10 protein-coding genes are annotated in these 13163 nt (G+C 57.9%); 4 read left to right on the top strand and 6 right to left on the bottom strand.

The window, feature by feature from the left end:
* The first annotated feature begins 49 nt into the window (after positions 1 to 49).
* A complete protein-coding gene (locus NZK35_RS28815) occupies positions 50 to 1219 on the top strand; it encodes a PP2C family protein-serine/threonine phosphatase (RefSeq protein WP_259635986.1) in 1170 nt (389 codons plus the stop codon).
* Here the strand turns inward: NZK35_RS28815 and NZK35_RS28810 are convergent.
* The 4 genes from NZK35_RS28810 to NZK35_RS28795 form a co-directional block, all read right to left on the bottom strand.
* A complete protein-coding gene (locus NZK35_RS28810) occupies positions 1206 to 2552 on the bottom strand; it encodes an ATP-binding protein (protein WP_259635985.1) in 1347 nt (448 codons plus the stop codon). The two genes, NZK35_RS28815 and NZK35_RS28810, sit on opposite strands and share 14 nt — an antisense overlap.
* A gap of 9 nt (positions 2553 to 2561) precedes the next feature.
* On the bottom strand, positions 2562 to 3263 hold the full coding sequence (locus tag NZK35_RS28805; protein ID WP_259635984.1) for a response regulator transcription factor: 702 nt from the start codon (positions 3261 to 3263) through the stop codon (positions 2562 to 2564).
* The gene (locus tag NZK35_RS28800; protein ID WP_259635983.1) at positions 3260 to 3640 is read right to left on the bottom strand and encodes a hypothetical protein; all 381 of its coding nucleotides are present in this window, start codon (positions 3638 to 3640) and stop codon (positions 3260 to 3262) included. The genes NZK35_RS28805 and NZK35_RS28800 overlap by 4 nt, the downstream gene beginning before the upstream one ends.
* A gap of 241 nt (positions 3641 to 3881) precedes the next feature.
* A complete protein-coding gene (locus NZK35_RS28795; RefSeq protein ID WP_259635982.1) occupies positions 3882 to 5240 on the bottom strand; it encodes a PQQ-like beta-propeller repeat protein in 1359 nt (452 codons plus the stop codon).
* A 246-nt stretch (positions 5241 to 5486) separates the two neighbouring features.
* Between NZK35_RS28795 and NZK35_RS28790 the strand changes: the two genes are divergently transcribed.
* Complete coding sequence (locus NZK35_RS28790; protein ID WP_259635981.1) at positions 5487 to 6416, top strand: WD40 repeat domain-containing protein; 930 nt, start codon at positions 5487 to 5489, stop codon at positions 6414 to 6416.
* A gap of 179 nt (positions 6417 to 6595) precedes the next feature.
* Positions 6596 to 7840 carry an outer membrane protein assembly factor BamB family protein gene (locus NZK35_RS28785; RefSeq protein ID WP_259635980.1) on the top strand — a complete coding sequence of 415 codons (1245 nt, stop codon included), beginning with the start codon at positions 6596 to 6598 and terminating at the stop codon, positions 7838 to 7840.
* A gap of 34 nt (positions 7841 to 7874) precedes the next feature.
* Here NZK35_RS28785 and NZK35_RS28780 read toward each other — a convergent pair whose 3' ends face one another.
* Both NZK35_RS28780 and NZK35_RS28775 read right to left on the bottom strand, forming a co-directional pair.
* Positions 7875 to 8651 carry a hypothetical protein gene (locus NZK35_RS28780; protein WP_259635979.1) on the bottom strand — a complete coding sequence of 259 codons (777 nt, stop codon included), beginning with the start codon at positions 8649 to 8651 and terminating at the stop codon, positions 7875 to 7877.
* An 88-nt stretch (positions 8652 to 8739) separates the two neighbouring features.
* Positions 8740 to 10218, bottom strand: a complete 1479-nt coding sequence (locus NZK35_RS28775; RefSeq protein ID WP_259635978.1) for a sulfatase family protein — start codon at positions 10216 to 10218, stop codon at positions 8740 to 8742.
* 397 nt (positions 10219 to 10615) lie between these two features.
* Between NZK35_RS28775 and NZK35_RS28770 the strand changes: the two genes are divergently transcribed.
* The gene (locus tag NZK35_RS28770) at positions 10616 to 13072 is read left to right on the top strand and encodes a DUF1588 domain-containing protein (protein ID WP_259635977.1); all 2457 of its coding nucleotides are present in this window, start codon (positions 10616 to 10618) and stop codon (positions 13070 to 13072) included.
* The last annotated feature ends 91 nt before the right edge of the window (positions 13073 to 13163 follow it).

The raw sequence follows: 13163 nt of genomic DNA, 5'->3' as shown, positions 1-13163 counted from the left end.
TCACGCCGCTCGGGGGCGCATTTCTGTCGATCGATCAACGTGTCTCTGGATGATGGGAACTCTACCAAGCGAATCGGGTGCAGCGGGCGGGGGCCGATATCTGATTCTGGTCGTCGAAGATTCTGTCGTCGATGCGATGGTCGTGCGAGAACGATTGGAACGTGACGGGCGTTTTACCGTCACGCACGTTGCGACCTTGGCAGAGACGCTCCAGCGGTTGTCTCAAGGGGCCTTGCCCGATGCGGTGATCTTGGATCTGAACCTGTCGGATTCATCGGGTTTGGAGACGTTTTGTCAGATTCACGATCCGTTTCCCAGTCAGCCGATCATCATTTTGACCGGCGAACATGATGAGTCGCTGGGGATCAAGGCGATGCGGTTGGGCGCCCAGGACTATGTCGGTAAATCCCATCTGGACGGACAGGTCTTGGTCCGATCGCTGCTCTACGCGATTGAGCGAAACAAGCGGCGTATGGTCGAACACCGTCAACGGGCGGTGGATCGTGAACTGCAGTTTGCCAAACAGATTCAAGAGTATTTGTTGCCCAATGATTCACCGAAGATTCCCGGGTTCGACGTCGCGGGCCGTTGTGTCGCGATCGATTCGACGTCGGGAGATTTCTTTGATTTCATCGACCACGGGGACGGCAAATGGGACATCGTTTTGGCAGACGTTTGCGGGCACGGAATTGGACCGGCCATGATCACCGTTGGAACGCGTCGATTGTTGAGATCGACCGCCGAACTTTATGAAAACGTGGGCCAACTGGTCACAATTGCCAATCGTGGAATTTGCGAAGACACGTTCCAGTCACTCTTCGTCACGCTGTTCTTTGCCAGACTCGATTCCAATGCAATGCGATTGACCTACGTCGGTGCCGGGCATTTGGGGTTCTTGATCGATTCCGATGGCGAAGTCGTTGAGTTGAGCACGCGAGGAATTCCGACCGGGGTCGATCCGGACTACACCTACCAGGTGGACGGATCGGTCGAGCTTTCGGACGGACGCATCGTGTTGCTGATGACCGACGGCATTTGGGAAGCCCGCGGAGACGATCACGTTCCGTTCGGGAAAGAGCGCGCCGCCGATGTCGTTCATCGCAACCGCAGCAAGCCGGCCTCGGAAATCGTTGCCGAATTGATCTCCTCGGTGACCTTGTATTGCCATCCCCATCCGATCAAAGACGACATGACGGCGGTGGTCATCAAATCGCTTTGACGTCCGCGTTGCTGGGGAGCGTCAGCGAAAATCGGGCTCCTCCCAATTCACTTTCAGTCACGCTGACCCGGCCTCCCTGCCGCTCGGCGATGCGTTTGACCAATGCCAAGCCGAGCCCTGTGCCGGTCTGGTCCCCTTTCGAATCGGTTCCTTTGGTGAGCCGCTGAAAGGGTTCAAACACCGTCTCACGGTCCTCGGGGGCGATGCCGGCTCCGTCATCGTCGATCCGGATGCAAAGTTCGTGGTCGGATTCGGCCGCCGAGACGACGACTTTCGATGCCGCGTGTCTGCCGGCGTTGCTGATCAGGTTGCCGATCGCCCGCGAGATGGCGGCGCGGTTGCCGGTCAATTCGGCGCTGTTCCCTTCACTGCCGGCATCTTCACTGCCGGCGGGCGAAACCCCGTTGTGGAATTCGACGTCGCCGTACAGCGGTCCGTGCAATTCGATCAGCTCCGTCACCAGTTCGCGGACGTCAACGGTTTCCATGTTCTTGGCGCCGCAATCCGATTCTGAAGCCTGCGCGTCCAGTCGCACATAGGTCAGCAGTTCGCCGACGAGCGCATCCAACTGATCGGTGGCCGACTCGATCGAGGTCAGGCGTTGTTTGCGTTGCTCGTCGTCTTCGGCCGTCTCGATCAGCTCGGTGGCGAATTTGATTCGAGCCAACGGGGTGCGCAGTTCGTGCGAAACCGTCTGCAGTAATTCGCGTTGGGACCGCAGCAGATTTTCGACGCGATCGGCCATGGTGTTGAACGCTTCGGCAAGCGGCCCGCTGTGTCGAAATTTTCCATAGTCAATTCGCGCACCCAAGTCACCGCCGGCGATGGCCAGTGCCGCTTTTTCGACGCCACGCAGCTGCTTGCTGACCGGGTGCAGCAAGATCGCGATGCCGATCGCGGTCAACAAGAACACGCCGCCCAACGCAAACGACAGCTCCGTCTGGCTCGGTTCGTCAAATCGGGGCAGCGGTCCCAGTTCAACCAGAAAGGGAGTGTCGGCAATGGCCGTCTCCAGTCGATCGTAATACAAGATGCTTTCACCGCGGTCCAACCGTGCGGTCGACGCTTCATCCATCGGACGTTTGTCTCGATGCAGCACACGGATCGGATAATCGAATTGATCGTCCAGGTACTGCATCGTTTCGGAAAACCCTTCTTCGCCCCCGTCAACGATCCGATCACGAGCCAGTCGCCCGCTGCTGGCAAAGATGTCTTCGATGACATGGATGTTCTCCTGGATCGAGCTCTTGCGAAACACAGAGGTCTGAATCAACCAGGCCGCGATCAGGATGCCGATGACGCCTAGGTAGAATCGCAGGAACAGTCGCGTCATGTCGTCACATCATTTGGCAAAAAGATACCCGACACCGCGAACCGATTTGATGCGGGTCGGCTTGTGGGGATCGTCGCCCAGCTTGCGCCGCAGTCGTGAGACGCGCAGGTCGAGCGACCGGTCCATGCCATCATAGGGGATTTCCAGCAAATCGACGTACAGTTCCTTGCGTGAAACCACGCTGCCGGCGCGACGGGCCAGGTATTCGATCAGGTCGAATTCGGCGGTCGTCAACTCGATCGGTTGATCGCCAACGACGACGCTGCGGCTGCCCAGACTGATGCTCAGGTCACCGACGACGATGTCCGCCGGTTTGACGCTCGAATCGGCAGGCTGCAAGTCGAATCGACGAAGGTGGATCTTTAGGCGTGCGAGCAGGGCATTGGGGCGCACGGGTTTGCTCATGAAGTCATCCGCCCCGGCTTCCAACGCGACGACTTCATCCAGTTCCTCCCCCCGCGCCGTGAGCACGATGATCGGGCCCTTGAAATGTGGTCGGACACTCTTGCAAACACTGAATCCGTCCGTCCCCGGAAGACCGATGTCCAAGATGACCGCATCGTAGGCTTCGGATGCAATGCGTCTGATCGCCGCCAAGCCGTCGGCCTCCACCGAGACCTGGTATCCCTTGCCGGTCAAGAAATCCTTCATCATGCCGGACAACTCGGTATCGTCTTCGACGAGCAGCAAATGATGCGGTTTGTCACTCATGCGACACTTCCTTCGGCGGGCTGGGGACGCCCGACGGTTGTGGATGATTCAGAATCCGTTGCGCCTGAATCCGTTGCCGCTGACGCGGCTTTCGGGCGATTCCGCTTGCCGTTGAGCAGGGTTCCGATCGGCGTGTAGCGGATCAATAGCTGATAGCTGAGTAGGAGTAAGACGCTCGTGACCACGCAAACGATCAGAAATTTTAAAAACGGCGGCAGCGGGTAATCACGAACCCAGTACTGCGCATAAATGATAAGCGGGATGTGGGTCAAATACAGCCAGTAGGATGGCAGGGCAATGCCCAGCAACATCGCGATCGCCCGGAGCGCGTCGAGATCATGTCGTCGGGGAATCGACGGAGCGGGTGTGGTCGACATCTTGAAACTTCAGTTTGCGAATCGCGGTCGGTTGAGACTGGACTGTCCATGCTCAGGGGCTCAACGGACCCTGGCGTCTGGCGCGTATCGATTTGTAAACAGGTGACGCTTCGGATCTTTCGAGTGGGATAGGCTTCCAGCCTGTCATCGAGCATCGGCGGACTGTGCCTGACGGCCCGTTGGCATGCACAGCATGCCCTACGCGGCGAAGATTTCAGACGCGTTGCTTCGGGGGCTTCGGCTATTCGTCGTTGGTGATGCAAACCAGCTTCGTCAACGTGCGAATCAGCAATCGCCCGTCGGCAACGCTCGGGGTCGCGATGCAAAGTTCGTCGAGCGGATTGGTGTGCAGGATTTCGAAGTCGCGGCCCGCTTGCACCACGTAGGTCAATCCGTCTTCGCTGAGGCAAAAGACTTTGCCGTCATACGCCCAAGGCGATGCGGTGAACGAACCCGACGGCGAGAACCGGCGTTTGCCATAGACCTCCTCGCCGGTCTTGGCGTCGTGACAGGTCATGAAGCCTTGATCGTAAACGGTATACAGGTAATCGCCGTAGACGATTTGGGACGTGTTGTACGGCGACGCGGTGGGCTGGTACCACTGAATGAACTCGCTGTCGCTGAAGTCGCCGTCGGGTGTGATGTCACCGCTGGCACCCGGACGAATCGCAAACGTCGGACGGTGCGAATCACCGACGTATCCCGAGGCGAGGTAACAATAGCCGTGTGCTGCAAACGGCGACGGAATCACCAACACCGACATGTCGCCATCGAATTCCCACAACAGGTCGCCGCCGAGCGAGTAGCTGCGATTCTTCTTTCGCCCCGTCACGACGATTTCGGTGCGTTGATCATGTTCCCAGACCAACGGTGTGGCCCAGGAATGGGTTTCGTCACGCGGGGTTCGCCATTTCTCTGCGCCCGTCTTCGCATCAAAGGCCGCGATCCATGATGATTCCAAGTTGTCGTACACGACGATCACCTGGCCGTCATGAACCACCGGTGACGCGGCGGCACCATAATCCAAATTGGTTTTTCGCGGTTCAATTTCGCGCGACCAAAGCGGTTCGCCATCCAGGCTGTAGCAATACAATCCGACGTCACCAAATAACACGTACAGACGCTGGCCGTCGGTGGTCGGTGTTTCGGCGGCGTACGAGCTTTTGGGGTGACGCGGTACGACCGGGCGCCCTGTCTTTGCTTCATGTTGCCAGAGTTCTTTTCCGCTGTTCAAATCGAAACAGTAAACCATCCAGTGGTGAATCCCCTTGGCCGGATCACGAACACCTTTGCCGAGATACAGTCCTTTTTGGGGCTGGATGTTCTCTTCATCGGCGACGACCGATGACACGAAGACGCGTTTGCCGACAACGATCGGACTGCCCCAGCCCTGACCGGGAACCTTGATCGACCAGGCGACGTTTTTGGTTAGATCCCACTGGGTCGGCAAACGCGGGTCGTCGGCCACCACGCCGGTCGCATCCGGTCCGCGAAACCGACTCCAATTTTCGTCGGCGTCACTGGTGGTGTCGAAAATGCACCACACCCCGATCAGTAAAACGACCGTCAACGATGGTCGATCGAACAGAGATTTTGTCATAGAAGACCACTCAACGGCAAAAAGCAAGGTGAAATGCGGGGACCAGGCGAGCGCATTGTGCGAGCGCATTGTGAGTGACACCCACGTCCATTGCCACGCTAAAACAAAAGCGTTCAGTATCAAACTGTAACGGAGCCCAAAGTGGGGTAAGCTTCCGGTTTGCCAATCCAAAGCCACGGGTAAGCTTCCGGTTTGCCGGTCCAACGCGGATGGCAAGCTGGAAGCTTACCCCACTTGATCAATGTCATGCTGAAACTTGTTAGCTCTGTTTTTGTTCTGATGACGATCTCGGTCGCCGTTGATTGCGGCGCCGCCCCCCCGATCACCTCCGTCGTGTTTGCTCCCGATGGATCGTCGGTGGTCGCGTGTTCTCAAGCCGGAGTCACGGTGTACGGCTGGCCGGATCTCAAGCCGCTGACAACGATTCAAACGTCGTCTCCGAATCTTCACGAGCTGGCGTTTGCCCCCGGCGGCGATCGGCTGGCCGTCGCCGGTGGGACGCCCGCGGAAGACGGCACCGTCGAAATCCTGTCCTGGCCTGATGGCAAATCGCTGCGTGTCCTGAATGGGCATTTTGATTCGGTGATGGCCGTCGACTGGTTGGACGAAACCACCTTGGTCTCGGCCAGCCTGGACCACCAGATCTTGCTATGGGACACCTCGACGGGCGAGAAATCGGTGACGCTGAAAGGGCACTCCCGTGGGGTTTGGGCGATCGGTCATCTGCATGACCCGCGGCTGCTGGTCAGTGCCGGCGGCGACCAGAGTCTTCGCGTTTGGGAGATCGAAACCGGAACGCTGATTCGCAGCATGGCGATCCATCTCCAACCGGTCGGCAGCGTCGCGGTGCGTCCCCCGCGTGAAGGCCTGCCGATGATCGCTTCGGCCAGCGACGATCAAACGGTACGGTTTTGGCAGCCGACGATCGGACGCATGGTGCGGTTTGCCAGACTGCCGTCCCAGCCTCGCCAGATCCGGTGGGTGCGTGATGGTTCACGGATCGCCGCTTGCTGCAACGATGGGCGGGTCTATTTGGTCAACCCGGAAACCGTCGAGGTTTCCGACGGCATCCCGGCGATCGAGGGTCGGGCCTACACGATCGCCGTCGATCCGTCCGGCGGAAACGCCGTCGTCGGCGGCAGCGACGGTGCGCTCCAACGGATCGCGTTGCCGTAGTGGTCCGTCGATCGATCAAGGTCATCATTCTGCCCCGAATCATTCTGCCACACCTCCCCTCGACACCGTTCCCCCGCCCCGGCGCACCGAGCACCCGGGGCATTCTATAATGCGTCGCTGAGTTGAAGTGCCGTTGAGTGCGTTTTGCCCCGTTTGCCTCCCCCACCGCGAGAAATGCCATGCGAGTTGTCCCGGTTTCGGTGATGTTGCTTTCTACAGCCATGATGGTTTCGAATTTAGATGCCGCCGATTGGCCCCAATTTCGCGGCCCCGGTGGCCAGGGCGTGACGAGTGAAACCAATCTGCCGCTGGTCTGGAGCGAATCGGAGAACGTCGCCTGGAAAACGGAGCTACCCGGATATGGTGCCTCGAGTCCGATCGCGCTCGGGGATCGCCTGTACCTGACCTGTTACAGCGGTTACGGCATCGACCGCGAAAATTCCGAACGGATGGAAGACCTGACGCTGCACGTCGTCTGTCTGACGAGCGACGGAACGATCGTCTGGGATCAACACGTCCAGCCCAAGCTGCCCGAATCGGAGCGCGTGCGAGACCACGGCTACGCGGCAGCAACCCCGGCAACCGACGGCGAGTTCTTGTATGTCTTCTTCGGCAAGACCGGTGTGTTGAAATTCGACTTGGATGGAAATCAACTCTGGCAGGCCGACGTGGGCGACCAGACGCACGGTTGGGGCTGTGGCACCTCGCCGGTCTTGTACAAAAATCTGGTGATCGTCAACGCGAGTGTCGAAAGCGGTTCGCTGGTGGCGATCAACAAGAACGACGGCCAGGAGGTTTGGCGTGCCGACGGGATGAAGGCTTCCTGGAATACTCCGCACCTGGTCGACGTCGGTGGCGGCAAGCAGGAACTGGCGGTCAGCGTCAAAGACAAAATCTTGGCGTTTGACCCGGCGACCGGCGCACCGTTGTGGAACTGCGACGGGATCCAAGACTACGTTTGCCCGAGCATTGTCTCGCAAGACGGCGTCGTTTACGTCATTGGCGGGCGAACGTCGCGTGCCATCGCGGTGCGCGCCGGTGGCCGCGGTGACGTCACGGACACGCATCGATTGTGGGAAGCCAAGGCGGGCGCGAATGTCGTTTCGCCGGTGATTCACGACGGGCACCTGTATTGGGTCAGCGACCGCAACACGATCGCTTACTGCGTGCGACTTGCCGATGGCGAAGTGATCTACGCCGAACGATTTCGAGGGCAGCCTTACGCGTCCGCCCTGGTCGGCGATGGCAAGCTGTACGTCGTCACCCGCAACGGCGGCACCTACGTCTTGGCCGCCAAGCCCGAGTTTGAGCAACTCGCCCACAACCGGCTCGATGATCGCAGCACCTTCAACGCCAGCCCGATCGTCGCCGATGGCAAGCTTTATTTGCGCAGCGACAAATATCTGTATTGCATCGGCAATTGAAACTGCGGTCATTGCGTTTTAAGACGTCGACCGATCATTCCATTGATTGACGCCCGTTGTCATCCGGTGGCGAACTCAATCGGTGATGCAATCGACACAACAGCGTCACGATGCAGGTCAATCCGATAAAGGCCGCAAACAGGTCAACCGTATTCGGATAGGACAGTGCCAGAAGAAGCATCCGATTTAGTTTCCGTGCCCGACGTCCGAACGCATTTTTCGCCAGGATGGGAACGGCGAGCTGATGAACGTCCATCAAGACCGCAACGCAGGCGATACCGATCGCGACGACCAACCCATTCGGAAACTCCGCGGCAACGTCCTTTTGAACTTGCTGCGCGGTAGGTTTGTTGCCGAGCGACTGGAGCCAATCGTCATCGACACGGTTTTCGAAAACCCGGTAGGCGATCGTCACCGTCAGCGAATACCAGCAAATGCTAAAAAAGAACACGCCAAGGCAAAAGGCGAGCCGAGCTGCCGCCGCGTCCCATTGATCACCCGCAGGCAGCTGGAATCCGACAAAGAAGACAATCGCAAACCAACTCCCGATTGCCAGGAGCGTGTAGGCGAGCAGCAGGAATTGCAAAGCCCTCATTGCTGTTGGGAGAATTTTGGTCGGCGTACGTCCGCTGCGTTTGGCATCCAAACGGTCAAGCCATACGCTCGAGAGAAAGAATGTCCCTCCGCCCAACACGGTCCATCCGAGACTGGCCCAGAACGGCTGGGCCCGCAACACGAACTGATTCGCGAAGATCGCGATCGCGGACAGCGCGGCGGCAATTCCCAGTAGCGTTGATAAAACGGAGTACATCTTCGCACCCGACGATTTGGTTGCGCGTCTGGAGAACAGCAATCATCTTACGGCAGCGTCGCCCGACTGCATGGGCGGTCGCTCGTGATCAACGCGCTCCCTTCGCCGTCAAGTCACGGCTTCGCGCTGTCTGCTTGATGGCCGCCAGCTCTTCACGCAACGATTCAACCAGCTCCGGATGCTGGTCAACCACGTTGTGCGTTTCCCCGAGGTCCTCGGCCAAATTGTAAAGTTGGCCTTTCGAATTCTTGGGATTGCCCTTGGTGCCGCGATCGCTGAACCCTCCCGATCCGTCTCCGTCGATGAACTTCCAGTCCCCACGGCGAATCGTCATCAGGCCTTTGCCGCTTTGGAGTGCGAGGGATGGACGTTGGGGCGCTGTGGAGGGTTTTCCGGTCAGTTCGCCGAGAAAGCTGAAACTGTCCGGTCCGACATCCGTCTTGTCTTTGTTTTGGAAGACTTTTGCACCGGTCAGTTCGTCGGCGGTGGCGAGGAAATCGACGAAGCTGATTGTTTTGTCGCTGACCGAATTGGCCGCAACGGTTCCCGGCCAACGCGCGATCATCGGCATCCGGTGGCCGCATTCCCAGGCATCGGCTTTCATGCCGCGCAGTCCGCCCGAGCTGTCGTGTCCGAAACGTTCGACGTCGGTTTCGTACCAGACCGGGCCGTTGTCGCTGGTGAAGATCACCAACGTGTCGTCGGTCATCTTTGCCGCATCGAGTTGCTTGAGAATCTTGCCGATCATCGCATCGACCATCATCGCAAAATCACCGTACATCCCCGCGCCGGACTTGCCGGCAAACTCATCGGCGGGCAACCACGGCGTGTGGGGCGCCGGATAAGCCACGTACAACATCAGCGGTTGATCGCGGCCGGCGTGCGACTGGATCACCTGGCAAGCTTCGTCGGTGAATTTTGGCAAGACGTCTTTCAGTTCCATTCCCGGTGCGATCCCGCCGGCCCGCCAAAAAGCGCCTTGGATCGGCGACCAGCCGTCGCTTTGATTCGCCTCGATCGAATCCGACGGCGGCGCGACCGCCATCCGGTCTCGGATGTAGAAGTACGGTGGAATATCCGTTGACGCCCGGATGCCGAAGAACGAATCGAATCCACGATCGACGGGACCGCCGGGCAAGGGTTTGTCATAGCCGTCCTCATCGAACCCCACGTGCCACTTGCCGACCATCGCGGTTCGATAACCGACGTCCCGCAGCAGCGACGGCAAGGTGACTTCGTCGGGCTCGATCAACGCCTGTTTGGGCCAACGCCCCACATTGATTCGAAACGGATAGCGACCGGTCATCAGCCCGTATCGCGACATGTGACACAGCGGCCCCGACGCGTGTGCATCGGTAAACCGCATGCCTTCGGCCGCCAAGGAATCGATGTTCGGGGTCGGGATCTTGCTGTCGGGATTGAAGCAGCTGGGATCCCCATACCCCATATCGTCGACCAGGATCAGGACGATGTGGGGCGACTCGGCAGACTGGGCCCTGCCCCAGGAGGCAAAGATCGACAACGCGACAATCGCCAGAGATGCGATCGATTTTGGAGGCACAGGCATCGGTGAAATCTACGTGCTAAGGATGTGGGGGGAGCATCCCGTTGGGACAGAGAGGGACAGTCGCCACATTCTAATCGACATTGGAGCACGTACGCGAATTGCACGCGATCTGATCGTGGACTGAAGACGGGCGACTGTTTATAACGTGAGGATGGTCCTGCACGCGATCGTTGGTTTTGCGTGGAAGGCTCATTTCGCAGGTCCTGTCAGTTTGCTCGGAACGTCTTCCGGATGACATCGCGCCCTGGGGGGCGCGCAGTACTGCCGTGATTTCTGGGAGATTCGTTTGCGTTTTAATGTGAATTCTTCGTCGTGGACGGTTCTGTTTGCCGCTGTAGCTATCGGCGTTTGGATGGAGCCGTTAACGGTGAACGCGGAGGAATCCGCGGCGCTGAGAATGCCGATTGAGATTCATTCGATCATCGAATCGGTTTGCGTGGATTGTCATCATGGAGAGTCGGCACAGGCGCGGGTTCGGTTTGACCAGTTTGCGACGTTGAACCGGGGAGCAAAAATTGACTTACTCAATCGCGTTCAGGATCAACTCTTTTTTGATCTCATGCCGCCGGAGGATGCTGATCAGCCGAGTGCTGCGCAACGTGAGCGGCTCAGCGGATGGTTACGGCAGGAGCTTCGGGCGCGGCAGGCGTCCAAACTGGATGAGAAGCTTCGTGAGCCGGCGTATGGGAATTATGTCGATCATGAAACGTTGTTCGATGGTTCGATCACAGAGAAGCCGTTTACATCGCCGCGACGCTGGCTGGTGAGTCCGCAAATCTTTCACGAGCGTGTCAATGCGATCTTTAAACTGGAAGGACGATCGCGGCAATCAAAGTTTTACGGCGTGACAAATCCGATCGTGTTGCCGGATCATTCAGGCGTTCGATACTACGATACGGCGACGCTCGATGGGGGGCATTTGCTGGTGATGCTCAATAACGCCCAGTGGATCGCCGACAAGCAGATCTTTGCGGCGATGCATCACGGAAAAGATCGACGCACGCTCCAGTTCCCAAATCCGAAAGACAAGTGGGTTCCCTCCTATTCACCGGAATCATTTGTTGCGGTCGTGCAGAAGGAGTCGCTGCCGAGTGAAGAGGAAATGGTTGCAGCCATTGAAGCACAATTTGATTGCGTGCTGCAACGAGATGCGACGGAATCGGAGTTGGATCAATATCTGCCGTTGGTGAAGTCCGCGATGGATCTGGGGGGCAACGTCGAAGGGCTGCGTCAAATGCTGATTAGCGTCCTGCTGAAATCCGAGTTCTTGTATCGGTTGGAATTTGGAGCGGGGAAGCCGGATGATTTTGGTCGCCGCAAGTTGTCACCGCGTGAAGCTGCGTATGCGATTGCATATGCGATTGATGATCGGATTCCGGATGAGCAACTTTTTCAGGCGGCTCGTGACGGGCGGTTGTTGACCAAAGACGACTATCACCGCGAAGTGACCCGGCTGCTGAACGACCAGCGATCGTTTTATGGGGCGGCGGATCCCACGTTGTCGGGGATTGTGATTCACGGAAGTTCCGTAACGCATCCCAAGATCAACCGATTCTTTCGCGAATTCTTCGGCTATCCCAACAGCACGAAGTTGTTCAAGGATGTGGCCCGCAGCGGCGGGTTCTACGACAATCTGGATCGAGGCTACAGCGGAACCGCTGGTTCTGTGACGGGGGAGGCGGATCTCATTGTCGATGCGATTTTGAGAGAGGACCAAGATGTCTTTGCCCGCCTGCTGACCACCGACCAGTATTTCGTGCTACGCAGCACAGGTGACGACGAGGGGCGAAAGCTTGTCGAGCAGTGGCGGCGCGCTTACGAAGGTTTGAAGCAGACGGATTGGAAAAATGATACCGAGCAGGCGCTGTTGGATAACTTCGAAAAACACAAAGAGCTGTTTCAGATTCTCCGAATTCAGGACCTGCGGGAAGACCGTCGCCGGGTGCATGTCCGTGACTACGAGCGGTTCATGAGCTTTTTTGAGAATACGTTCGGCAAAGGGCTCACGCCGATCACTTACCCGTGGTTCTTTCACGGCGGACAGAAATACCGCCATTCGGAAATCTACAACTTGCCACACGTCACGGGCGCGGGGCCGCTGCATTACAATGGGGTTTACTCACGCGGTGAATATGCCGACATCGAGACGTGGGACTACCCGATCGAACAGCCGTTTCAGATCGCGCATCGCAAGGGGATTTTGACGCATCCGGCGTGGCTACTCGCACATTCTCAAAACACGGCGACCGATCCGGTCCGTCGTGGACGCTGGATTCGTGAAAAGCTGCTGGCGGGGCGCGTACCTGATGTACCGATTACGGTTGATGCTCAGATTCCGGAAGATCCGCACCGGACGTTGCGCGAACGTCTCAATTCGGTGACCACGCGACAGGAGTGTTGGAAGTGCCATCAGCACATGAATCCGTTGGGACTGACTTTTGAGATCTTCGACGACTTCGGTCGGTATCGGACCGAGGAGAGTCTCGAACATTCGGAGAACATCATCCGCGAAGGCGACGGCGAGACCGTCGTTCATGTGTACAAGACAAAACCGGTCGATGCGTCCGGGACCTTGTCGGGAACCGGTGATCCTGCACTCGATGGTGACGTGCAGGATGCCTTTGATTTGATTGATCGACTGGCAAAATCAGATCGCGTCCGGCAGTCGATCATTCGGCATGCATTTCGCTACTTTATGGGGCGAAACGAAATGTTGTCCGATTCACTGACGTTGATTGACGCCGATCAAGCGTATTTGCAGAGCGGCGGAAGCTTTCGAGCGGTCATCGTTTCATTATTAACTTCGGATTCATTCATGTATCGCAAGGGCAAATCAGGTTCCTTCGACGATTAGACTATTAGCTGACCAGAGGTTCATCCGTGATGATCAGCACGCGGCGTTGCCGTGGTGATCAATTGAGCGAGCGCGGACCATCATCATCACC

The sequence above is a fragment of the Stieleria sedimenti genome, from assembly GCF_025060895.1.
In the GTDB taxonomy this organism is placed as follows: domain Bacteria; phylum Planctomycetota; class Planctomycetia; order Pirellulales; family Pirellulaceae; genus Stieleria; species Stieleria sedimenti.
This window is presented reverse-complemented; position numbering and strand designations above follow the sequence as displayed.